This is a genomic window from Ruegeria sp. AF2, from assembly GCF_056542025.1.
In genome coordinates this window covers 460,844-484,016 of record NZ_JBQFZC010000004.1, presented here as the reverse complement: position 1 = coordinate 484,016, position 23,173 = coordinate 460,844, and the positions used below count along the sequence as shown (strand labels likewise).

General features: G+C 56.6%; 23 protein-coding genes, 1 tRNA gene and 1 pseudogene. 15 read left to right on the top strand and 10 right to left on the bottom strand.

Annotated elements, in window-relative coordinates:
• The first annotated feature begins 499 nt into the window (after positions 1–499).
• From ACR0NM_RS15720 to ACR0NM_RS15700, 5 genes are all read left to right on the top strand, one after another.
• Positions 500–1,249, top strand: a complete 750-nt coding sequence (locus ACR0NM_RS15720) for a 5-oxoprolinase subunit B family protein (RefSeq protein WP_480615558.1) — start codon at positions 500–502, stop codon at positions 1,247–1,249.
• Positions 1,246–2,241: a 5-oxoprolinase subunit C family protein gene (locus tag ACR0NM_RS15715; RefSeq protein WP_480615556.1), complete on the top strand. Its 996-nt coding sequence runs from the start codon at positions 1,246–1,248 to the stop codon at positions 2,239–2,241. The genes ACR0NM_RS15720 and ACR0NM_RS15715 overlap by 4 nt, the downstream gene beginning before the upstream one ends.
• A gap of 12 nt (positions 2,242–2,253) precedes the next feature.
• Positions 2,254–3,015: a 5-oxoprolinase subunit PxpA gene (locus tag ACR0NM_RS15710; RefSeq protein WP_170514124.1), complete on the top strand. Its 762-nt coding sequence runs from the start codon at positions 2,254–2,256 to the stop codon at positions 3,013–3,015.
• 212 nt (positions 3,016–3,227) lie between these two features.
• Positions 3,228–4,007: a hypothetical protein gene (locus tag ACR0NM_RS15705; protein ID WP_480615554.1), complete on the top strand. Its 780-nt coding sequence runs from the start codon at positions 3,228–3,230 to the stop codon at positions 4,005–4,007.
• A 164-nt stretch (positions 4,008–4,171) separates the two neighbouring features.
• Positions 4,172–5,419, top strand: coding sequence for a hypothetical protein (locus tag ACR0NM_RS15700; protein WP_170514121.1), 1,248 nt, complete (start codon positions 4,172–4,174; stop codon positions 5,417–5,419).
• Between the two features lie 66 nt (positions 5,420–5,485).
• Here ACR0NM_RS15700 and ACR0NM_RS15695 read toward each other — a convergent pair whose 3' ends face one another.
• Complete coding sequence (locus ACR0NM_RS15695) at positions 5,486–6,856, bottom strand: D-alanyl-D-alanine carboxypeptidase family protein (RefSeq protein WP_480615552.1); 1,371 nt, start codon at positions 6,854–6,856, stop codon at positions 5,486–5,488.
• Positions 6,857–7,137: 281 nt separating this feature from the next.
• A complete protein-coding gene (locus ACR0NM_RS15690) occupies positions 7,138–7,839 on the bottom strand; it encodes an HAD family hydrolase (RefSeq protein WP_480615550.1) in 702 nt (233 codons plus the stop codon).
• Positions 7,840–7,933: 94 nt separating this feature from the next.
• Here ACR0NM_RS15690 and clpS point away from each other — a divergent pair, with 94 nt between their 5' ends.
• Genes clpS through hemF form a run of 4 tightly spaced genes read left to right on the top strand, consistent with a single transcriptional unit; the run spans position 7,934 to position 10,975 of the window.
• A complete protein-coding gene (gene clpS / locus ACR0NM_RS15685) occupies positions 7,934–8,275 on the top strand; it encodes an ATP-dependent Clp protease adapter ClpS (protein WP_170396046.1) in 342 nt (113 codons plus the stop codon).
• 9 nt (positions 8,276–8,284) lie between these two features.
• Positions 8,285–9,247 (top strand): class I SAM-dependent methyltransferase, encoded by a 963-nt coding sequence (locus ACR0NM_RS15680; protein WP_480615548.1) that lies wholly within the window; start codon positions 8,285–8,287, stop codon positions 9,245–9,247.
• 37 nt (positions 9,248–9,284) lie between these two features.
• Positions 9,285–10,085, top strand: coding sequence for an SDR family NAD(P)-dependent oxidoreductase (locus tag ACR0NM_RS15675; RefSeq protein WP_170408883.1), 801 nt, complete (start codon positions 9,285–9,287; stop codon positions 10,083–10,085).
• Between the two features lie 5 nt (positions 10,086–10,090).
• Complete coding sequence (gene hemF, locus ACR0NM_RS15670) at positions 10,091–10,975, top strand: oxygen-dependent coproporphyrinogen oxidase (RefSeq protein WP_480615546.1); 885 nt, start codon at positions 10,091–10,093, stop codon at positions 10,973–10,975.
• Positions 10,976–10,978: 3 nt separating this feature from the next.
• On the opposite strand, the gene ACR0NM_RS15665 is transcribed toward hemF, so the two are convergent.
• Positions 10,979–11,395: a hypothetical protein gene (locus ACR0NM_RS15665; RefSeq protein ID WP_170396038.1), complete on the bottom strand. Its 417-nt coding sequence runs from the start codon at positions 11,393–11,395 to the stop codon at positions 10,979–10,981.
• 188 nt (positions 11,396–11,583) lie between these two features.
• On the opposite strand from ACR0NM_RS15665, the gene ACR0NM_RS15660 reads away from it, so the two are divergent.
• Together ACR0NM_RS15660 and ACR0NM_RS15655 are read left to right on the top strand one after the other, a co-directional pair.
• The gene (locus ACR0NM_RS15660) at positions 11,584–12,096 is read left to right on the top strand and encodes a toxin-activating lysine-acyltransferase (RefSeq protein ID WP_480615544.1); all 513 of its coding nucleotides are present in this window, start codon (positions 11,584–11,586) and stop codon (positions 12,094–12,096) included.
• Positions 12,093–13,016, top strand: coding sequence for a Hint domain-containing protein (locus ACR0NM_RS15655; protein ID WP_480615542.1), 924 nt, complete (start codon positions 12,093–12,095; stop codon positions 13,014–13,016). Before ACR0NM_RS15660 ends, ACR0NM_RS15655 begins: the two co-directional genes overlap by 4 nt.
• Positions 13,017–13,019: 3 nt before the next feature.
• Here ACR0NM_RS15655 and modC read toward each other — a convergent pair whose 3' ends face one another.
• From modC to modA, 3 genes are read right to left on the bottom strand one after another with little or no spacing between them, the layout of a single operon-like run.
• Complete coding sequence (gene modC / locus ACR0NM_RS15650) at positions 13,020–14,111, bottom strand: molybdenum ABC transporter ATP-binding protein (RefSeq protein WP_480615540.1); 1,092 nt, start codon at positions 14,109–14,111, stop codon at positions 13,020–13,022.
• Positions 14,108–14,800 (bottom strand): molybdate ABC transporter permease subunit, encoded by a 693-nt coding sequence (gene modB / locus ACR0NM_RS15645; protein WP_170423885.1) that lies wholly within the window; start codon positions 14,798–14,800, stop codon positions 14,108–14,110. Before modB ends, modC begins: the two co-directional genes overlap by 4 nt.
• 4 nt (positions 14,801–14,804) lie before the next feature.
• On the bottom strand, positions 14,805–15,569 hold the full coding sequence (gene modA, locus ACR0NM_RS15640; RefSeq protein WP_480615538.1) for a molybdate ABC transporter substrate-binding protein: 765 nt from the start codon (positions 15,567–15,569) through the stop codon (positions 14,805–14,807).
• A 408-nt stretch (positions 15,570–15,977) separates the two neighbouring features.
• On the opposite strand from modA, the gene ACR0NM_RS15635 reads away from it, so the two are divergent.
• Positions 15,978–16,053: transfer RNA gene (locus tag ACR0NM_RS15635), tRNA-Val, on the top strand.
• Positions 16,054–16,589: 536 nt separating this feature from the next.
• Here ACR0NM_RS15635 and ACR0NM_RS15630 read toward each other — a convergent pair.
• The gene (locus ACR0NM_RS15630) at positions 16,590–17,180 is read right to left on the bottom strand and encodes a TetR/AcrR family transcriptional regulator (protein WP_480615536.1); all 591 of its coding nucleotides are present in this window, start codon (positions 17,178–17,180) and stop codon (positions 16,590–16,592) included.
• Positions 17,181–17,268: 88 nt separating this feature from the next.
• On the opposite strand from ACR0NM_RS15630, the gene ACR0NM_RS15625 reads away from it, so the two are divergent.
• Together ACR0NM_RS15625 and ACR0NM_RS15620 are read left to right on the top strand one after the other, a co-directional pair.
• Positions 17,269–18,243, top strand: a complete 975-nt coding sequence (locus ACR0NM_RS15625) for an alpha/beta hydrolase (RefSeq protein ID WP_480615534.1) — start codon at positions 17,269–17,271, stop codon at positions 18,241–18,243.
• Between the two features lie 447 nt (positions 18,244–18,690).
• Entirely contained in the window at positions 18,691–19,575 is an 885-nt protein-coding gene (locus ACR0NM_RS15620; protein ID WP_480615532.1) for a hypothetical protein, read from the top strand.
• A 229-nt stretch (positions 19,576–19,804) separates the two neighbouring features.
• Here ACR0NM_RS15620 and ACR0NM_RS15615 read toward each other — a convergent pair whose 3' ends face one another.
• Both ACR0NM_RS15615 and ACR0NM_RS15610 read right to left on the bottom strand, forming a co-directional pair.
• Complete coding sequence (locus tag ACR0NM_RS15615) at positions 19,805–20,533, bottom strand: substrate-binding domain-containing protein (protein WP_255612158.1); 729 nt, start codon at positions 20,531–20,533, stop codon at positions 19,805–19,807.
• Positions 20,534–20,593: 60 nt separating this feature from the next.
• A pseudogene (locus ACR0NM_RS15610) lies at positions 20,594–20,758 on the bottom strand (helix-turn-helix domain-containing protein); the annotation flags it as partial.
• A gap of 112 nt (positions 20,759–20,870) precedes the next feature.
• On the opposite strand from ACR0NM_RS15610, the gene ACR0NM_RS15605 reads away from it, so the two are divergent.
• Positions 20,871–22,394 (top strand): trimethylamine methyltransferase family protein, encoded by a 1,524-nt coding sequence (locus tag ACR0NM_RS15605; RefSeq protein ID WP_170566487.1) that lies wholly within the window; start codon positions 20,871–20,873, stop codon positions 22,392–22,394.
• On the opposite strand, the gene ACR0NM_RS15600 is transcribed toward ACR0NM_RS15605, so the two are convergent.
• On the bottom strand, positions 22,379–23,131 hold the full coding sequence (locus ACR0NM_RS15600) for a sulfotransferase-like domain-containing protein (protein ID WP_170396015.1): 753 nt from the start codon (positions 23,129–23,131) through the stop codon (positions 22,379–22,381). The genes ACR0NM_RS15605 and ACR0NM_RS15600 overlap by 16 nt on opposite strands.
• Between the last annotated feature and the right edge of the window lie 42 nt (positions 23,132–23,173).

Below are 23,173 nucleotides of genomic sequence, written 5' to 3'. Positions count from 1 at the left end.
CCAATCTCTCAGCGCCACCGCCCAATCAAAAACCTCAGATGCCCCCAGTCTCTCCCGAGCGTCTCCGCAGCTTCCACCGCGTCCCAGCACCTCAGCAGCGCCGGTGAAGGGCGTTCTATGCCTTACGCATTCAACGCGCAAGTGGAAAATTCAAGAATATCGCAAAAAACTTCAAATTCATTTTTTAAGAAATAGTTTCAAACAGTTGAGTGGCACTCACCTCATAGAAATCGGCGAAAATCATCCTTCAAGCACATCAGATATACCGCCTAGGTTTCAGTGCTTGTTGGTTCAAACCCAACATATAGTGAGAACACTACAGTCACCCACAAGACTATACCGACTCGACGGCAATCAGCGATTCATTTCCAATCCCGGAATCGCACCCGATATCGGCGCCGTCAGGCGCAATGCAAGTTGGTCTTACAGGGCCTTGCGCATTGTCTATGGATAGGCTCAGGTCTTTTCAAAGCAAACCCGATACGCCTGTGACCTTGATATGACGAATGACATTAAGTTTCCCTTGCTGCGAACCGTTGGATTTGACGGTCTGTTGGTGACCTTTGCGCAAACCATGTCCGAGCCGTCCAACCGCGCCGCCCTGGCGTTTCGGGGCGCAGTCGAGGCGCAGCAGATTGACGGCGTGCTTGAGACTTCGGCCTCGCTGGCATCTGCATTTATTAGGTTTGATCCATTAAGCCTGTCGCATCGGGACATCGAAGAGTTGCTGCGGGCTATGCTGGTCAGTCGCGATTGGTACGCTGCATCTTTGCCTGCGGGGCGACGATTCTGGAAAGTGCCGACGGTCTACTGTTCCGATCTTGCGCCACAGCTAGAAGACGCGGCATTGGCAGCAGGGTTGTCACCAGCGGACGCCATTGATCGTCTCAGCCAATCGCGTGTGCGGGTTTTAACCATCGGATTTGCGCCGGGCCAACCTTATCTCGGGCCACTCGGACCCGAATTCAACATTCCACGCCTGAAAGAGCTGACGCCGATGGTACCTGAAGGGGCGTTGGTTTTGGCAATTTCGCAATTTGTCCTGTTCTCGGGGCCAACCCCAACCGGATGGCGTCATGTTGGACAAACCGCGTTTCGTTGCTTTCGTCCGGACATGGGGCGAAGTTTTGCCCTCAACCCCGGTGATGAGATGCAGTTCATCTCAGTCACGCGCGAAGAGCTTGAGGATATCCGTACAACCTGCACTGATGGCTCTGGTGGTGCGAGTTGCGAGGAGATCACGACATGACGCTGATCGTCCATCGCATCGGCCCAGCTTGCACGGTTCAGGATCAAGGGCGCACCGGGTATCTGGATCAAGGCCTGTCGCGTTCGGGTGCCGCAGATATAGCGGCGCTTTATGAAGGGGCCGCGTTGCTTGGTAACACCCCAACGAGCGCCGCCCTCGAAATGGCAGGGATGGGTGGTGAGTTTGAGGCAACCGCACCAACCGCCATCGCGCTGACCGGCGCACCGATGCAGGCCAGTATCGATGGCAGCCCCGTCTTGTGGAATGCCTCGCATCAGATGGAGGCTGGGCAGCGGCTGGTAGTCGGGTCGGTGCTGCAGGGCAGTTACGGGTATCTGAATCTGGGTGGCGGGATCGGGACCGACATGACGCTCGGCTCACGCGCGGCCCATCTGACCGCAAGGATCGGGCGCGCCGTTCAAGCGGGTGATCACCTGCCTTCGACGGAAAATGGCAAGACCGGCCTGAAGCTGCGTTCGGAGGATCGGTTTTCAGGTGGGACGTTGCGGGTTGTGGCCAGCTTTCAAACCGCCCTGTTCGATGACGAGACGCTGGCACGGTTTACGCAAACGACATTCCGCCGCGGTGCCCGAGCCAACCGGATGGGCATGCAGCTGGATAGCGACGGTAACGGCTTCGCGGCAAAGGGTCAGTTGAACATACTGTCCGAAGTCATAACCCCCGGCGATATACAGATGACCGGCACCGGTGCGCCCTTCATCCTACTGCCCGAGTGCCAGACCACCGGAGGTTACCCGCGCATCGCAACCGTTCTGCCCTGTGATCTGCCCCGCGCTGCACAGACCCCGGCGGGAGGCGAGGTGCGCTTCGAATTCGTAACACTGGAACAAGCCATCACGCTGCAAGCCGCATTTAAGGCCGATCTTGCCCGCCTGCCCGCCCGTGTTGAACCCTTGGTCCGCGATCCACATGACATCCCGGACCTCCTGTCCTACCAACTGATCAGCGGAATGATCTCTGCCACCGAATAAGGAGTTATTGCGATGCCGAGCGTCGATCTGAATGCCGATATGGGCGAAAGCTTTGGCCCGTGGAAGATGGGTGATGATGAAAGCCTTCTGAAGATCATCACCTCGGCCAATATTGCCTGTGGCTTTCATGCGGGTGACCCTGATGTGATGGCCAAGACCATGGCTCTGGCAGCCCAGAACGGTGTGGGCATCGGTGCGCATCCCGGTTTTCCTGATCTGCAGGGATTTGGGCGTCGAAACATGAAAGTGCCCCATGACAGTTTGCGCAATCTGGTGCGTTATCAGCTTGGATCGGCAATCGGTATGGCCAAGGCGGTGGGCACCGAAGTACGTCACCTGAAATTGCACGGGGCGCTGGCCAACATGTGTTCGGTCGATATCGATATGGCGCGGGCCTGTTATCAGGGTGCATTGGACGTGGACCCGGACATCATCATCATGGTGTTGGCGGTCACCAAACAAGAAGAAGCGGTGCGCGAGCTGGGCTGCAAATGGGTGGGCGAGATTTTTGCCGACCGTGCCTATAATGACGATGGCACTTTGGTGGATCGGTCACTGCCGGGAGCCGTGATCCATGATCCGGCGCTGGCCGGACCACGTATTCTGGAAATGGTGAAGGAAGGCGCCATCATCACCAAATCCGGCAAACGCCTTGAGACCTCAATCGATACGATCTGCCTGCATGGTGATGGCCCGACGGCAGTTCAGATCGCGCACTCGGTGCGCGAGAACCTGATCGCGGGCGGAGTCGAGGTCACAAAATTCATCCGTTAGAGCGTCATGTTATTTACCTGAAACTGCGCTTATCCTTGATCGATCATTCGCCTGCTCGGATCTATCTCAGCTTCAATGGCCGTGTTTAGATGCACAAGCATGCTATTTCATTCAGAAAGTGCGTTCTTACTTGCCCCCGCGAACATGGCTACTAATGTTGACCAACATTCCCTGAATGTCCCGGATGCATTAAATCTTCGATCGAGGTGGCGGTGAAAACAGTTGGATTTCTGTGGCTTGGCAATGAACTGCCATGGTTCAACAAAGTCGCGATCAAAACATTTCAGGAAATCGGGCATCCCGTAGAACTGTTCTGCGAGGAGTCGCTGCGCGAAACCGAGAGCGACCTTCCGCTCCGAGACTATCGGGAGGTTTTGGATTCGCAGATTCTGACCAAGCTTGGCACGACTCCTCGTGTGGCATCCGACATATTCAGGCTCATTCTAATGCGGGACACTAATTATATCTGGGCAGATTGCGATTGCGTGGCGCTTCAGCCCCTGCCGGATACGGATATCATTCTTGCCAGGACGGACGCGGAATCGAAGCTATTGAACAACAATGTTCTGCGAGTCCCCTCGGAGTCTCAGGAATTGTCAGAACTGCTTGAGATTGCTCTGGACCCCGAGGCTATTCCCGATTGGGTTCCACCGCGCCGCGCCAAAAAGGCAAGACAATTCTCTGGCCGCGAACGCCGCGAAATTGTGACCAGCAGACAGACTACATTCGGGCCCGATCTTCTTAATCATGTTTTCCAGAAATCCGATAATATCGATAAAGCCTTCAGCCACGAGGTTTTCAATCCGATTGGGAACACCAAAGGCTACATGCTTTTCTCTGAAGGGATATCGATAGGCGACGTATCGACTCCCAAAACCTGTGTGACGCATTTCTATCAGGCCAATGTGAGACGTTTCTTTCACGCAAACGGACCACAGAAAGGCACAGTTCTTGGCGACTTAGCCTTCAAGTACGGGATTACTGCCGATTAGGCGTGCCCGACCCGAAGTTCACATTCGCACGTGTAAACCAAGCATTCCATCTGATGCTTCTCTGAACAGGCTGTTGCCCAAGCGAAGCTTTGCGCCTAGCATCGCGGCAAGTGCATGATCTGACTACCACAAATCCAAGCAACGCGCCGCAAGGAGGTGAGCCTATGTCTTTTGATCTGATGTCCTACCAGCCAAGGGGCGACAAGAAGAACTCGGACTTCTTCACCGAATATCTTCCCAGGATTTACGAGCGCCGCATCAGCTCGGGCATTGCGGATCAGGTCGGTGCGATGCGGGCCATTGTCATTCAGGTCGAGACAGATGCGCTGTTTGACACGCTGGTCGAGCTTTATGTGATGACCCCCTATCGCCACACCGCAAGCTATTTGGGACAGACACACAAGTTCTCGGTGATGCATTCACATGCCGATTATCCGGCGCTGATCCTGATGGCTCCGCTCAGCCCGGCATTCGAGGATTTCATCCCGCGTATCAATCGTATGTACCCGCTGGCGCGCGGTAAGCCGCAGACGCGATATGTAGGTGAGATTTACGGTGCCACCGACCTGAAGGCGCTGACTGGAACGCTGGAGGATCAGAATATTCGGTTCGAATATTCTGGGGACACCGAAAATCCGTTCTACACGCTGGAAGGATACCGCTTTACGACGCCATCGGATTTCACGTGCAATCGCGTCGGCTATTCCACGCTGGATTTCAACGACACAGACAGTCTGGGACTGGGTGACCGTGTGCTGTTGAGTGATGCGGAACAGGTCAAGCTGGATCAGGCCGCCGCTTTTGGGACCGAAAGCAATATCTCACCACTGATGCTGGGGATCGACCATCTGGCGACACGCATTCTGGCCGGGGAACGTGAGGACGCAATCCTCGAATTTCTGACCATGGTGCCTTATTACTTCTGGGGGGCGTACAACATCTTCGACATGAACTCGTCGACCAATGTGAATCGCAATGCCAATGTGGATGACGACAAGAAATCCCCTGCCAAAGTCTTTACTGCAAACAACACGCCTTCATTCGTGAACTCTTTCGAGCAATTGCCGATGCCAACCGAGGATTTTGTGCGTAATTTCGGACGACGCTTGCACCACATGGCGGTTGAAATCCAGGACGGCGACCATGGCGCGGGTGAGAAAAATGTCGATTTCGTGGTCAACACTCTTAAAGACAAGGGCGTTCCGTTCCTGGCCCATGTGGTCGGGGAATGCAAAGATGATCCGAACCTGAAACAGATCTTCTCAAAGCACTCGAAACACACGCTGCTGATCACCGAATACATCGAACGTTGTCATCACTACGACGGTTTCTTCACCAAGGATAACGTTGCAGCCTTAACTGCGGCGGCCGGGCAAGATGAACAGTACAAGCACGGCCACGTCTTCGATTGATTTACCATAAAAAATGGGCTGCGAGGTCATCGCAGCCCAGGCCCATCCAGGAGAGAATGCCGGGTCTTATGACGGCCCGATCATGAAACACGTGACATTGCGCGCCTGTAACCGACGACAGGCCAGATCAGCCTGTTCGCGGGTCATACCCTGAAATGTCGCGTCAAACCCACGCGAGCTTTGGTTCACCTTACGCAAAGTGCCTTCCAAAGTGGTCATTTCCGACAGCGCAGTTTTCAACAGAACCTTCTCGGCCTCATACCGTGTGGTGTAGCGGCCAACATTGACGCCCCAAAGGTGACCGCCGGAAGTGGACAAGCGGGTCACAACTTCGGGTTCAGGCTCGGGCTGTTTGGCCGGTTCGACCGAGGCCAGCACCACGTTTTCGGAAGGCTTGGCGCCATCCGACGGTGCTATGTCTGCTGCTGCAATCGCAGCAGCGATACCGTCCTGAATCCGGGTGTTGTCTTTTTCAGCCGTTGCGGCGACCGACCCCGCGACCTGAACCGTTTCGCTCGCCACTGGGCGCAACACCGGGCGCAGGCTCTTTTTCGGCGGGCCCGCTTGGGCGACCACTTGTGCACTACCCAGACCAGCATTCCCTGCATAGGCCGGGCGGGCGGGCTTACGGATTGGCGCACGCGAGGGGGCACGGCGGAAACCCATATCCAAAAGCTCGGCCACCCGGGCGTTGCGCGATGCACCTGATTTGCCACCGAAGACGGTCGCGATGATACGTTCATCCTTGCGCTTGGCCGAAGCAACCAGATTAAACCCTGCAGCGCGGGTATAGCCGGTCTTGATCCCATCGGCGCCCCGATAGGCTGCCAAAAGGCGGCGGTTGGTGTTCGGTACAGTCTTGATCCCGGCATTCGCCGATTGGCGCGAGAACAGGTTGTAGTACTGCGGGTAATCATACAGCAGGTGACGGCCCAGCGTGGTCATATCCCGCGCGGTCGACAAATGCCCCGACTCGGTCAGACCATGGGCATTCTTGAAGGTGGTCCGGCTCATCCCCATCGCCTTGGCGGTGCGGGTCATGCGACGAGCAAACGCCGCCTCGGACCCGCTGAGGGCTATGCCGATCGCGGTTGCCGCGTCATTGGCGGATTTCACCGCCGCCGCCCGGATCAGATAGCGAAACGCGATTCGCTGCCCAGTGCGCAAACCCAGCTTCGAGGGCGGCTCAGCCGCTGCCGCCTTGGTGATGCGCACCTGAGTGTCCAACGTGATCTCACCATTCCGCACGGCCTCAAACGCAATATACAGCGTCATCATCTTGGTCAGAGATGCCGGATGCAACCGCGTGTCGGCATTGCGGGAATGCAGCACTTCTCCGGTGCGTGCGTCGATCACCATGGCCGCGTAAGGGGCCGCCATGCCCTGAAGTGGTGCAAATGAAAGCAGCCACAGAAATGCTATAAGTAATAAGCCCATTCGGGCCGGAACTGTCCGCCGAATCTGCACGATCTTTGCCTCTGTCTGCCTCGCGCCGCCGGGTTTTCCCGGTCAGCAATTTTTATTTTGATATTCTTCAGGCTAACACAGGGACGGGTTTAAAGAAACTGAAAGCTGCGTTTGAGTGGATCATATACACAATCAGATTCACGCTACATATGGTGCTTCATGCGCGCCCGGACACCATACCGGCGATTGTGCCGAATTTCAGGCAAGCCGTGTCATCGAATTTTTTGTGACTGATGTCAAACGGCAACAGGTCAGGAAATCTGATCAATCAAAGCTGAAAGATCACCCAAATCCTTCAACTCGCGGAACCGTGGGTTGGAAGTTGGGACCTCGGCCTGCTCGACCTCCCATACCAACCCGTGCGGGACATGCACGCCCCAGCACCCGGCTTCGATTGGGGCCACCACGTCAGAACGCATCGAGTTTCCGATCATCATCGAAGCGTCGGGTCCATCACCGTACTGGTCAAAAATCATCGCATAGGTCGCCGCCGTTTTTTCGCTCACGATCTCGACGCCATCGAACAGCTCACCCAATCCGGATTGCGCCAGCTTACGCTCCTGGTCGATCAGGTCGCCCTTGGTGATCAGCAGAACCTTATGCGTCTCGGCCACCGCCTCGATGGCCTCGCGCGCATGGGGGAGCAGTTCGATGGGATGTGCTAGCATCTCCTGCCCCGCTTCAACAAGTTGGCGGATGACGCGCGCCGGTACGCGATCTTCCGTCACCTCAATCGCTGTCTCGATCATCGACAGGGTAAAGCCCTTGATGCCATACCCATAGTGCTGGATGTTGCGCTTTTCGGCGGCAAGTAGACCTTCCATCAGGTGATCGTGATCGGCGTGATCGGCCAGCAATTCGGCAAAATATGCCTGAGTCAGCTGGAAGAAACGCTCGTTATGCCAAAGGGTATCGTCTGCATCGAACCCGATTGTTGTCAGCTTGTCCCGCATCGCATTTCCGTCCGGTTGCTCTTTTCTCTGGCCACCGTGACGTTATATAAGCCGGGAAACAATTCGTAGTGTTAATCGAGATTCTCTTACAGCAATGCGCAAACACCAGTGGATCATGTCTGAAAAGGACGACGAAGACGACGACACGTCGGTCCTGGTGCAAACGCGCCCCAAGACCAAGCGGCCGCCGCTGTATAAGGTGTTGTTGCTGAATGACGATTACACGCCGATGGAGTTCGTGGTGCATGTGCTGGAACGGTTCTTCGGCATGACCCATGCGCAAGCGTTTGAAATCATGCTGACCGTCCACAAGAAAGGTGTCGCCGTGGTTGGCGTGTTCAGCCATGAGATTGCCGAGACCAAGGTCGGGCAAGTCATGGATTTCGCGCGCAGGCATCAGCACCCGCTGCAATGCACCATGGAACGCGAAGAATAACGCGCGGCCATGTCCTCTCGCCTTGATCTAGCCTTGAACAGCGGGCTCAGCCTGTCGCAACCGCTGACTGTTTTGGCGCCTACCCCGGACCACGATTTGTCGGACCTTCCGCGCGAGGCGCAGATGGTGCAGCCGTTCAAACCGTTCCACGATCACTTTGCCACGCAGGGCTTTGTCGCTACGCCCAATAGTGACGCGCCTTGCCAGGATGCGGTCGTGTTTCTACCGCGCGCCAAGGCGCTGGCCCGGGCGCTGATCCATCAGGCCTGCAGCCGCGCCAGCGGGGTCATCGTGGTGGACGGGGCCAAAACCGATGGCGTCGACAGTTTGCTGAAAGATATCCGCAAGCGGGTTGCGATCGAGGGTCCAATCTCGAAGGCACATGGCAAGATTTTCTGGTTTCAGTCTGATGCGGACGCCTTTGCCGACTGGGCTGCGCCTGAAAACCAAATGGTTGACGGCTTCCATACCGCGCCCGGTGTGTTTTCCGCCGATGGTATCGATCCTGCCTCGGCCCTGCTGCTGAAGTCTCTGCCAACCAAGCGCGGCACGCGCATCGCTGATCTGGGTGCAGGTTGGGGCTTTCTGTCCGCCATGCTGATCGACGACACCTTGCGCAGCCTGCATCTGGTTGAGGCCGACCACACCGCCCTTACTTGTGCCCGCGCCAATGTCACCGACACCCGTGCGCAGTTCCACTGGGCCGACGCCACCAAATGGAGCGCGCCCGAGCCGCTGGACATGGTGATCATGAATCCGCCCTTTCACACCTCGCGCAGCGCCGACCCGACATTGGGCCAGGGCTTTATCACCAGTACTGCACGCAACCTCACCCGCAACGGTCAACTCTGGATGGTTGCAAATCGCCACCTGCCTTACGAGACCACGCTGGCCGAGGCTTTCGACCGTGTTGACGAAGTGGCAGGAGACAACCGCTTCAAGGTTTTCCATGCCTCTCGCCCTCGGGGCTGAGGCCCGCTAACCTGCGCCAGAACTCAGGAGGATTCGCATGTCCTTTTCCATCGCGGGCAAGACCGCAATCGTCACCGGGGGTGCCAACGGCATCGGACTGGCCATCGGACGGCACTTTGCTGATGCAGGCGCCAATGTCATGTTCGCCGATATGGATGAAAAGCGCCTGTCCGATGAGCTGGGCGAACAGGCGGATGACAGCAACATCCGTTATTTCGCCGGTGACCTGCGTGAAAAGCTGACCATAGCCAATCTGCTTTCGGCCACGCTAGATGCGTTTGATCAGGTTGATATCCTGATCAATGGTGCGCGGCAGGTGATCCCGTCGGACCCGCTGGACACCGATGACGATTCCGTGCGCACATTGCTGAACCAGAACCTGATGCCCGCGCTGCGACTGAGCCAACTAGTGGCTAAGCGATTTATCAAACAGGCTGATGGAGACGATGAGAACCCTGCCGGGTCGATCATCAACCTGTCCTCGATTGCCGCACGCCGCACCCATCCCGATCTGATGGCCTATTCCGTTTCGACCGCTGCGCTGGATCAGATGACCCGTTCGTTGGCGGTTGCACTTGCGCCCAGCCGTATTCGCGTAAACTCCATCGCGCTGGGATCGGTCATGAGCGCCTCATTGCAGTCAACGCTGAAAGAAAACCGAGATTTCCGGGACGACATCGAAAAACATACTCCGCTTTCCCGGATTGCCGCTCCGAACGAACTGGTCGAAACCGCGCAATTTCTCGCTTCGGACGCTGCGGGCTTCATGACAGGCCAAATTCTAACCATTGACGGAGGCCGCACCCTGCTGGACCCTGTCGCAGCCCCGGCCCACTGATCCCAATGTTTGATAAAGAAAAAGCCACCGCCTCTGCCTGGTTCCGCCAGTTGCGAGATGACATCGCAACCGCCTTCGAAGCGTTGGAAGACAGCCACACCTCAGGCCCCTTCTCGGATTCTCAGCCGGGAAGGTTCGAAGTCAAAGAAACTAAACGGCAGTCTGACGATGGCTCCGACGCGGGCGGCGGGCTGATGTCGGTGATGCGCGGGGGCCGCGTGTTCGAGAAGGTGGGCGTTAATGTCTCAACCGTCTTTGGTACGCTGGGCGAGCGCGCGCAAAACGCGATGGCCGCGCGCAAGGGTATTCCGGGGATGAAGGACGACCCCCGGTTCTGGGCTTCGGGCATCAGCCTTGTGGCCCATATGCAGAACCCGCATGTGCCTGCGGTCCATATGAACACCCGGATGTTCTGGACCCCACATGCCTGGTGGTTCGGCGGCGGCTCCGACCTGAATCCCTGCATCGAATATGACGACGACACCGCCCATTTCCACGCCACCCAAAAAGCGCATCTCGACCCGCACGGACCCGGCCACTACCCGCGCCTCAAAGATTGGGCTGACGAGTATTTTTATATCCCCCACCGAAAGCGCGCTCGGGGTGTCGGCGGGATCTTCATGGATGACTATTGCACCGGCGACTGGCAGGCGGATTTTGCGCTGACTCAGGACATCGGTCGCGCCTTCCTGCCCGCCTTTCTGCCTCTGGTCGAAAAACGCCGGGTGCAAAGCTTTGACGACGCGGACAAAAACACCCAGCTGGTGCATCGTGGGCTCTATGCCGAATACAATCTGGTCTATGACCGGGGCACCAAGTTTGGTCTGGAAACCGGGCACGACCCCGATGCTGTTCTGATGAGTCTGCCGCCCTTGGCCAAATGGGTCTGACCGCTAAAACCCCATATCGATGGAATTATCAAAGCAGTAGTTTTGCGCCGAAGCGGCGGAAAGGTTCTCACCCACCCTGTTGACGGTCAAAGAATATCCCGGATTGGTATCCGCGCCGGGCGGTGGAGTTAGCGAAAACTGTACTGTGCGAACACCTTTCTCGTAAGCTTTGGAAACATAAATCCGCTGCGAGTTTGAAACTCCCAATGTGCGAACTGCATAATCCCCAATTCCACACCAATAGGTGACCGCGGCCGAGGACCCGCCGACGGGCTTCACTTCGTAGGTTCCATCCTTTAGCGGCGTGATCTGGGTTCTGAACTGCGGTCTTAGTTTATAGCCAAAACCAACGCCCTGAGACTGCGCAATGGTGGGTGCCAGTATGATGGCTGTCAGAGAGAGGCATGTAAGAAAACGCATATAAAACACCCTATGAAAAACGCGATCACGGCTGAGACGACGTGGGACCAACCAGCCTATACGAATCAATATAGTCAAACCGGGCCTCAGGTCTAACTCAACCCGTAACACATCAACTTGAGTGAAAATTCTTTCTTTGAATATGTGGTGCGCTATGATCTCTGCATCAGCAGTTTCCAGAGTGGCCCGTGGAAAAGTCATTTCCCAAAGACTGGTTCGATCTTTCCGGTGAAAAATACGCCGACTTCGGTGCGTTATTTTATCTGGCTGCCCTGACCAAAACGCATCGTAACCGCAGTTTGGCGCAGGTTCTCTATGCGTTCGAAACGCCGCTGAGATTGGGCCAGTATCACATCTTCCGCCAAAACGGCTTTCCGCGCGGATTCGTGACATTTGCCGGTCTCAGCCCGGAAGCCGAATATCGCTATGCGGTGAAGGAAGAGCCGCTGAGAGATGTCGATTTCGCCAGTGGCTCATCCTTCTGGATCATCGATATGGTGGCACCCTTCGGCCAAACTCGTCAGATCGTCGACATGCTGAAACGGGACATCCCGCACCCACGCGTGCGCACCAATCGCCTCAGCAGCGACCTATCCACAAAACGTATCGTCGAATGGACACGCGATGACCAGCAACAGGTGCATATGCGCCTTTACCGCGATGCCGAATTTGCCAGAACGCTCGAGCTGGAAAACGGATGACTTCGGTTGTAACCATATCGGGCGATATCACGGGCGACGTGACCGGCTTTCCTCCGAATGTCGCCTCGGGTGACCTCGATGTCACCGCAACATCGGATTTCGGGACCTTCACCGGGGCCACCTGGGCAATCTCCGATCAACCGGATTTCGGCACCGCCTCAATAGATGCGAACGGTACGTGGACCTATACCGTCGACCCGGCCTTCTTCGATAGCCTCGATGACGGAGAAATCCAATTGGACTCGTTCGAGGTGACGGTCACCGCCAATTTCGCCAATGGTTTCTTCACCTTCAGTGGAACCCAGACCCAGATCATTGATATCACTATCGAAGGCGTTTGCTTTACCGCAGGCACTCTGATTGAAACGGCGGAAGGCCAGCGCGCCATTGAGACCCTGCGCGTGGATGACGACGTGTTAACTGCCGATCACGGAATACAGCCGATCCGCTGGATCGAAAGCAGCACCATGTCGCCCGAGCGGTTGCGCGCAAATCCTGCGATGCGCCCGGTGCGTGTGACCGCAGGCAGTCTGGGACCCGGTGTTCCATCCCGCGATTTGCTGGTGTCTCAACAGCATCGCCTCCTGATCCGTGGCCCCAAGGTCGAGATGCTGTTCGGCGCGCCCGAAGTGTTGGTCGCCGCCAAACATCTGTGCTCGTGGCCGGGAATAGATATTGATACCGGTGATGAGCCGGTCGAATACCTGCATATTCTGCTGGACAGGCACGAGATTTTGTTTGCCGAAGGGGCTCAGGCCGAAAGCCTGTTTCTGGGTGAAGAAACCCTCCACACGCTGTCTTCTGACGCGCTGCAGGAACTCGCCGAGATATTCCCCGAGCGCGCCTCGGGCGAACATATCGGCTTCGGCCTTGCTGCGCGGCTGATCCTGCGCGAACATGAGGCGCGTGCGCTTGCCTAGGTCCTAGACAACCCGCCCCCCGACATCCTGCGGAGCCAGCGCGACGGTCTTGATCACCGCATAGCATGCACTGCCCTGCTGCAAACCCAGCGCCGCGACCGAGCGTCGGGTCACGCGCGCCAGCACAACACCCGCAGTTGTTTTGACAGACACGATTGCACCGGGCCCCTCACCTGCCCGGATCGCCTCGACCTGCCCCGACAACACATTCAAGGCTGAAAGACCCTCGGGTGGTCTATTGGACAGGATCACCTCTTGCGCCGGAATACGAATACGCAGCTCTTCGCCGATTTGATGGGCAATCCGAGGCAGGTAAAGACGAGCGCCACCGGCATCAAGTTCGGACAGGCCATCGTCGTGATGCGCCGTAACACGGACCCGCAGAACGGCCCCCACCGCGCGCACGCCTGCAGGGGCCACGGATGGGTCCGACAGAACATCGGACGCGGGACCATGCCGCACGACACGCCCGTCCTGCAGCGCAACCACGGACGTTGCAAGCCGGGCAACCTCGGCCGCCGAATGGGTCACATAGAGTATCGGCACTGATACCTCGTCCCGCAACCGTTCGAAATAGGGCAGGATTTCGGCCTTGCGCGCGTCGTCGAGCGCGGCCAGAGGCTCATCCGCAAGGATCAGGCGCGGGCTGGCCAGCAGGGCGCGGCCAATGGCGACGCGCTGTTTCTCACCCCCCGACAGCATCGCGGGGCGACGGTCCAGCAGATGGCCGACACCCAACATCTCGATCACTCGATCCCGGCTCTCACGACGCGCCCCACGCGGGGCGAACCAGCGGCCATAATTCAGGTTCTGACGCACGGTCAGATGCGGAAACAGGCGACCTTCCTGAAAGATATACCCCAGACGCCGCCGATGCGGCGGCAGCCATACCCCACGATCCGTGTCGAACAACACCCAATCGCCGACCGCGACTCGCCCGGCCTCGGGTCTCAGCAACCCGGCGACGGCATTCACCACCGTCGTCTTTCCCGAACCGGAACGCCCGAACAGAACCGTCACCCCCGATGGTGCGTCGAAATCGAGATTCAGCGCCATCTCGGGCAGCTGGTGTCGCAGGCGGACCGACAGGCTCATGACCCGGCCACCCGTTTGGCCACGCGACGGCCCACATATTCCGACAGCAATAGCGCGCCCATGGCGACGATGATCGAGATGATCACCAGCCGCGTAGCCGCCGCCTCACCTCCCGGCACCTGCAAAAACGCATAGACGGCCGAGGGCAGAGTCTGCGTCTGACCGGGTATGTTCGAAACAAAGGTGATCGTGGCCCCGAACTCTCCCATCGCCTTGGCAAACGCCAGGATCGCGCCCGCAATGACCCCAGGCAGGATCATTGGCAGCGTCACCGTTCCAAAGACCAGCAGACGCGACGCCCCCAAAGTGGCGCCTGCCTGTTCCAGTTTTGGGTCTACTGCCTCGATCGACAGCCGGATCGCGCGCACCATCAGCGGAAAAGCCATGATCCCGGCAGCCAGCGCAGCGCCGGTCCATCGGAAAGCAAAAACGATCCCAAGCTCGGCCAAAGGCGCGCCCAACGGCCCCTGAATCCCAAAGGTCAGCAGCAGCAGATAGCCGGTCACCACCGGCGGCAGGATCAGAGGCAGATGAACCAGACCATTCAGCAACTGGCGCCCCGGAAACCGCCAGCGCGCAAGCGCATAGGCAATGAAAATCCCAAAGGGCAACGTGATCAGCGTTGCCCAGAACGATACGCGCAGCGACAGGCGCAATGCCTCCATCTCTGCCGGGCCCAACCATCCCATCGTACTAACCTTCGGGCAGGGAGAACCCCTGCCTCACAAATTCGGCCCGTGCCGCTTCACCCTGCAGATAGGTCAAAAGCGTGTGCGCCGCAGGTCCCGCAGATGGCGTCAGGGCTGCCGGATACACAATTTTCGGATGGACATCCGCAGGGATGACACCGATGACCCCGACCCGCTCATCAGCCACAGCGTCCGAGCGATAGACGATCCCCAAAGGCGCCGCCCCAGTCGCAACCAGCGCCAGCGCGGCACGAACATTGTCCGTCTGGGCGATCTGGTCCTGAACATCGCCCCAGAGTCCCAGACCCTGTAACGCGGCCTGGCCATAGATGCCCGCAGGCACCGCATCGACCAAAGCCATGGCCAGATACCCACTGCCTAGACGGGTGCTCAGGTCAAACCCTGCCTCAATCTCGGCCGTGTCAGCCCCCGGCGCACCAACCAAAACCAGCCCGTTACCCAGCAACTCAATACGTGAAGCGGTATCGATCAGGCCCTGATCCTGCAGCACGTCCATCCAATCCTCGTTGGCGGAAATGAACAGATCGGCGGGCGCCCCCGCTTGTATCTGCCGTGCCAGCACCGAGGAGGCCGCGTACGACACCGTCACCTCTTGCCCGGTCTCAGCCTCATAACTTCTGGCAATCACGTCCAGTGCGGTCTTGAGGCTGGCGGCGGCAAAAACCAGCACGCCCTCGGCCCGAACCGGGGCAGCGAGTATCGCGCAGAAGGCCAAAGCTGCGATCAGACAGCGACAGGCGCCCGTCATTCTTTGCCTCCGGATCAGAGGGTTGCAATCCCTCTGGGCATATCGGAGGCAACACGTGGCAGGCAAGGCCCTTTGGCCTTACAACCAAAGCTACGGCCCATATTGAACTCAGAATTCGGTGGAAAACGAGAATCGCCCAACCCAAGATCAATATGCTGTCGCGCTTCTCTAAAACCGGAAACTCCCGAGGTAGAGCGCTCAATCGCTAAACAACGTGTCTGATCCGCCTCGCCTGAACAGCGATATCCGCATTTCGCTATTCAACCACGATATGACACATGAGTTTGCTCGATTGGTAACCGCGCCCAGTTGCCTAAACGCTGATCTGAAACCTTGCGCAATTTTGCAAAAGAAATTGTGCCATACCCTCTTGCACCCACGCACGGGCTTAGCTACATGAGCCCTCACGGGTGATTAGCTCAGTTGGTAGAGCGCTTCGTTTACACCGAAGATGTCGGGAGTTCGAGTCTCTCATCACCCACCATTCCCTTCATTTTCAATGGTTTACTCAGGGTCTTGTAACGAGAACTTGGAGACTATTTGAGGATGAATGCACGGGAATCGAAACTTCAAAACCGTGTTGGACTACCCAGAGGATTGTTCCTTAGAGGTAAAGGGTACGCACTTAACTGCCTTGGAGGAAACAGCTTCTTTGGATCGGTCCAATGGAAAATCAAAATGATTTCCTCGGGAGAGACCTTTGGGAATGAGATTAGGCTATACTGGATTGATCACACCGACCGATCTATGGGCTTTCGGCTGCTCGGTCTTTGGAGCACCTCACCGAACTTTGCGGTTACAGCAACCTGCAACCTCTTTGGAAGCGGGACACCCTAGCAAAGGGCGGGGCGTAAGCCTCGCCCGTGCGGGCTAGAACCTGTTTTCTTTGCACAAGGCTGGTTGCGAATTTGCTCAACCCGCACCGATATCGAGTATTCAAGGAAAAAGGCGAAGCCGACATTCCCTTAGCTTATGCCGAACGTCAGTCCTGCGGACTTTCCTGCTCTTCGTGATGGCCGTTTAAACGTCCGCTTTGTAGTGCTTTAGAAACATCGCGACACAATCGTCCAGTACGTCTTTCGGCGTTGGGTTCTCACCAAGGAAGAACTCTGGCCAGAAGAAGAAGTTTTTTACAAGCGCCAGAAGCTGGTTGGTCGCAAGAACCGGATCAGCCTTTCGGATCACGCCTGCATCCATGGCTTCGCTGATCAGCCTCGTTATTGGGTAATCATGTGTTGCTGTTTCAGTGAAGAATTGCCGGGAACGTTCAAGGTCACGGATGAATTCTGCGATGACCATCCGGTTCAATCCGATGGCGGTCTCATCGGTGATCACCCCAATGTAACGCCACAAGGCTTCCTTCAATTGTTCGACGAAGTCACGATCCGGATCATAGGGCGCTGGCTCCATGCTCCGGTTTTGCTCCAGCATGATCTGTGAGATCGCCTCGAAAAGGGCCTCCTTGCTCTCGAAGTGATTGTAGAGCGTGCGACTCGATACGTTCGCTTTTTTCGCGATTGAAGTGGTCTTTGCCCCCAGAAACCCCTGCTCTTTGAACTCATCGATGGCCGCATCGATGATATCTTTACGTTTCTTTTCAGTGCGTTTCACGAATTCAGCTCCAAAAGTAAAAAGAAGTGTTTACAAAACACTGCTTGCCACCATAAGTAAACACAACGATTTACTTTAGCAAGGCGCAATGCTGCCTGATCCCGAAAGGACCAAGACCATAACGACCCAAAATCTCACTGCGGGTAAAAACGAAGTCACCTTCAAATCCTTTGGCGTGGATTTGGCGGGCGATCTCTACCTGCCCGAAGGCTTTGATGAGACCAAGACCTACAAGGCCATCGTGGGGGCCAGCCCGTTCCCTCAGGTCAAAGATCAGATCCCGGCTACTTACGGGCCGGAAATGGCAGCACGGGGCTTCATTTACCTCGGTTTCGATTACCTCGGCATGGGCTCGTCCCCTGCGCTGCCCGGAGAGTACAAGCAATCCCGCTACATGTTCCGGCTGATCGAAAACACCTGGGACGCCGTGTCTTACCTCGGCACTCTGCCGTTCGTTGACGAGATTTACGGTCTGGGTGTTTGCCAAGGCGGCTCGATCATCGCATCCGCCGCCGTGACCGATCACCGGATCAAGAAGATTGCCATGGTTTCCGGCATGATGGCCGCGGACGCTTTCCAGTGGACCGACCGCAACATGGTTAATCAGCAAATCGCGGCCTCGAACGCCTCGATGCAGAAGATGTATGAAACCGGCGAGCCGGATTATGTCGCACCATTTGGGCTGAATGATGAGCAAACCCGAGAAGAATTTGTTGGATCGGGGGTCAACCCGATGGCCGGAGAATCCTATGACTACTACGGACGCGATGGGGTCAAAGGCCCTGTCGCGGTTCCGACATACACCAATATGCATATCGGCGATCAAGGTATGCAGTCTCTGATTTCCATTGGAGAAGCTTACGCCGACAAGATCGTGCAGCCATCCCTGACAATTTACAGCGGCACGGCCTTCACAGCCCCTTGCTCAACGCAGTTCGTTGAGAAGCTGACGAATGAACATGAGGAATTGGCGTTTGATGAGTTCTCTCATGTGGACTTCTACTACAAGCCCGAGGCAGTAAAGGCGTCGACGGACGCTGTAGCAGAGTTCTTCAATAGATGAAGTGATGAGGCAGAGGTCATACAGTGGTCTCTGCCTCCTTGCCGACAAGCGGAAGTTAGATCGAGGTTCTGCAATGGCCGCTTAGGGCTCAAAGCAGACATCAGGCTAAGACGCAGCATTGGCTGTTAAAGGCAGAAAAGCGGTCTTTCGCAGCGAAATGAGCCTACGTCGGCTAGTCGCAGTGTTTTGGCAGCTGCTATACTCTTCAAGCCAACCTTGGTTAGCTAGATGCACCTAAGCAGGGACAGCAAAAACCAGGCCAACTTTACACATTTCGAAAGTTGTCAGAAATGGCCAATTTGAGCCCGCGCACTCACGCAGTCAGGCCGCATGATTTTGATCCGAAAACCCTCAAGACTCTCACTTGTGATGCGCTCAGAGCCTAACGCGTTTGTGCACACAGCCATATATTTTGTACACTCCTAGGAATAACCTTTCAGGATTGACATGAATTTACATCGAAGCAACCGGGTCAAGGCACTAGTGCTGGCAAGCTTTGCAAGTATGGCGTTCGGGATTGGCGCTGCGGCCTCTGAGCGGCTACCGGCGCTACGCGTCGTACAATCAGGTCATAGCCTCACCGATGGCGTCATCGGTCCGCTTGAGATCATGGTACGTGTAACCAGTATGCGTGGCGGCAAACTGGACAAGGCTACAATTCCGGGCAGTCCGATGGAGTGGCGATGGGAAAATGCGAGTAACCCGGATATCCGTCAGCCTGAGGTGATGGCCCGTTACGACGTTCTAGCAATCACCGAACGTGTCGCACTGACAAACACAATGGACCATCATGACAGCAAACACTGGGCTTTGCATTGGGCGAGTCATGCGTGGGAGCATGGCGCGAATGGTGATGGCGCTCGGTCCGTGCTCTATGCAAGCTGGGTCGATATCGAAAGCGGTCCGGGTTTTGAAAATCGCCACAACGACCCTGAAGGTCATTTGACATTTCGCGAACGACTGCCGTTGGAGATGGTGCGGTGGCAAAGCATTCTTGATCACGTCAACGCAAACCGGCCCGATGGGATGCCTGAAATGGACATGATCCCTGGCCCTCTGATTATGGCTCGCGCTTATGACGAAATTGCATCAGGCACAGCCCCGGGGCTCAATGATATTCACGACCTTTTTTCAGACAGCATTCACCCCAACAAGATGGGTAACTATCTCATCGCACTGGCACATTTCGCGGTGATCTACGACGGCGATCCGCGTGGCTTGCCGCCAACGATGCTGACGCAGGGCGGGCCGGACAAGGTGCAGGCGGCATGGATGCAAGAAATTGTCTGGGACGTGCTTAACGAATACGCAGAAACATCAGGCGGCCCCTAATGAGCCCTGTGTAGGTCGGCTTACGCCGTTCACGCGCATCTTGGTCCGGTTTGGGCCTTCGCTCCTGCTGGGTCCAAAACAGCGAACGGCAGCAATGTCCGCAAAGTGGACGTACAAGCAAGTCGCCGAAAACGACCGCAATGCGGACAAACCCGATCTCCAACTTTGCGGACGGAATGTCCGCTTCTGTTATTTTGTCTTGAAGTCAGGCGATTTAGCCAACCGCCATTCAACTATAGACTGAGCTACTAGACCGCTCGAGCTCCACACTGTTAACTCCGATATTACCCATGTGGAGAGTTATTCGCTCTGCTAGCCTTTGTTTGCACAACTCCGCTACGGCCGCTGGCAAGCCTTGCAACTCCTCTTTCCTCGCAACAACCGTCAACGTGCGCGACAAACCCGAAACAGGCAATTCTTGCAATCGCAAAGCCATGTTTTCAACGAGACCATCGATCAACAGCGTCGGGGTCAAAAGGCTAAAACCCTGTCCTGTCGAAACGCAGGAAGTCACCATGCTGGAGCGATCTGCCTGTATGACTTTGTCAGGCTCGAAGCGCAGTCGTCGCAGGTGTTGGGCAATCTGGCGTCCTGCATTGGTCGTATCCCCGAAACGTACAAGAGGCAGCCTTGTCTGGATTGCTTCCAGGCTTTCAGTTGGTCCGTTGTATGCTTCAGGAAGAACCAAGAGGTATTTTTCGGTCAAAATGTGATGCCGTTCTAGCCCGTCCATGTCCAAAAAAGGGTTTGATGTAATTGCCAGGTCCGCCTGCTTGGTGCGCAAGAGATGCTCATGGTTACCGCTTTGCCCGGCGTGCAATGTGATATCTTCGACGTTGAACATCTTTTGCGCAAGATCGATCAATGGCGGTGTAAGGGTTGTTGCAACGGAGGCTTGAATGCCCACCCTTAGCAGCGTCAGGGACTGGCCACCGACATGGCGCAACTCGGTTTCCATATCCGACAAAGCATCAAGTATCTTTTGCGCTTTGCCGTGCAGTCGTGCACCAGCGTATGTCAGTTTTGCGGGTCGCGTGCTGCGGTCCAGTAGCGTCGTGCCGAACGCCTTTTCCAACGCGGAAATGTGCTGAGATGCGGCGGGTTGTGACAGACTCAGCAGGCTCGCTCCAGCCCGCATTTGACCTGTTTCTGCTACCGCAAGGAACACCTCAAGCGAGCGCATAAGACTGGGTGACATTTTATAGCGATCAAGCACGGCTCATCCTTAGTATAAGAATTTCTAATACTATTTAGATTTTCTTGGGTTTGGTCAATCGCTGCAGCATCGTTATCACATGTCTCGCATACGCACCTCTCGCCGCAAAAAAACGGCAAAGCAACGCTCACCGAACGACGCGCGTGCGCCATTCATTTTGCGCAAGCTTTCAACCTTCGGTGTCCTCAGCGATGCCGGGCTTGAGCAGATTGAGGCAAATGCCGACACCATCCTTTCTGAGACGGGTATGGAATTTCAAGACGATCCTGAGATCCTCCTGATTTTTGCGGATGCAGGGTGCGATGTAGACGGCACACGGGTACGGTTCGCGCCCGGCTTTTGCCGCCGGACCATCATGGCAACCGCGCCAAGCCAGTTCATACAGCATGCCCGCAACCCCAAAAACACTGTCCAGCTTGGCGGCGATGCGACGGTTTTGTGCCCGTCCTGGGGTCCGCCTTTTGTGCATGATCTGGATCGCGGCCGGCGTTATGCGAGCCATGAAGACTTCAACAATCTGGTAAAGCTACACCACACGCTGCCATGGCTGCATCATTCGGGCGGTGTGGTTTGTGAACCTGTTGATCTGCCCGCCAACAAGCGCCATCTGGATATGCTCTACGCTCATATCCGCCACTCTGACCGCGCGTTTATGGGGGCCTTTATCGGCGCTGAACGGGCAGGTCATGCAATTGACATGGCGCGCATTGTTTTTGGCGACATCTCAGAGAAGCCCGCGTTATACTGCGTGTCTAACACCAATGCGCCTTTGGTGATGGACAGCCATATGTCTGGCGCGCTGAAAACCTATGCCCGCGCGGGCCAGCCCGTCGCCTGCACGCCCTGGGTGCTGACTGGGGCGATGTCACCCGCAACCGTGGCCGGCACGCTTGCGCAAGTGCTGGCCGAATCCATGGCGACAATGACGTTAACCCAACTGGTGAACCCCGGCGCGCCTTGTCTGATGGGCAGCTTCGCCTCGACCATGTCGATGAAATCCGGCGCGCCAACTTTTGGCACACCTGAGGCCGGGTTGATGGTTCTCGCCGCGGGGCAACTTGCGCGCAGGCTCGGGGTGCCCCTGCACACTGTTGGCACACTAAGTTCGTCCAAACTGTCCGATGCACAAAGCCAGCAAGAGGCCGCGTGGGGTCTGATGATGTCGATGTTTGCCGGTGCCAACTTGATCAACCATGCGACCGGCTGGCTCGAAGGGGGGTTGGTGACCTCGTTCGAAAAAACCGTGATTGATCATGATCTGTGCGGCAAGATCGGACGCTTTTTTGACGGGATCGATATGAGCGAAAATGCTCAGGCGATGGAGGCTATTGCCACAACAGGGCCGGGGCAACATTTCCTTGGGTCTGAACATACGCAAGCCAACTTCATGACTGCGCTCTTTCGCCCGTGGACACCCGACGATAACTCGTTCGAGCAATGGCACGCGGCAGGTGAACAGGATGCGGCCGTGCGGGCCAACGTCATTTGGAAGGAACGACTAGCAGGGTATGAGGACCCTGGCCTCGACCGAGACATTGATGCAGCTCTCAAGGACTACATCGCCGCCCGCAAAGCCGAAAAACCAGATCAGGAATACTTCTGATGGGCCTGGCTTTCTGCAATCTCACACATCCGCTCGTAGAACGGTACGTGATGCGCAGCTATGTCGGTATAGGGTTCTCCGAGCTGGTGAAGCTCTGCTTGGAAGTCGACCGCTTCAGGCGCCTTGATCGCCCCGCTTTGCAGCACTTCGGTATGCCAGCTTTGAACCGAACCCCATCCATCCGGCACAGCATCGTTCCACGTGAACGCATGGTCCAGAAACGTAAGCCCCACATGTGCCCAGTAGCGGCGCAACGTGGTCTGCGGATCATTGCGCAACTGATCTGCAGTAATCACCAACGGGCTATGGCCCAGCTCGGTCAACGCGCTGTAAAGCCTGCATTGCGCCTCATGCCCCAACTCCAACTGCGTAAACTCAGGATCGCGCTTTGCGTAGGAAAGCGCGGCTTCGATGGGATTGCGCACCAAAAAGGCGTGGGTCATTTCGCCCGCAAACCCTGCATCGCGGGGCAGTCTGTCGGCGACGTAGTACGCCATGTCCTTGAAGAAAACCAGACCACCCTGCGCGGTCTTGCGGATCATGGCGCGGATTTCATCGTAGGTCACCGGATGTCCCGGTTCCGGAGTGAAACCCGGAAAAAGCCGATCCTTGGTCGTAAGGTAGTGGTGGTACATGAACGGTTCGTGCAGGACCGACAGATCACCACGCTCGCGCATGATCCGTTCAAACGCCGTCGAAACCGAGCGTGGGTGGCACCACAAAGCATGTATAGTCATGTGGTTAGCCTAGTGGTGCTGAAAAGCTTGCGTCAACAGGGG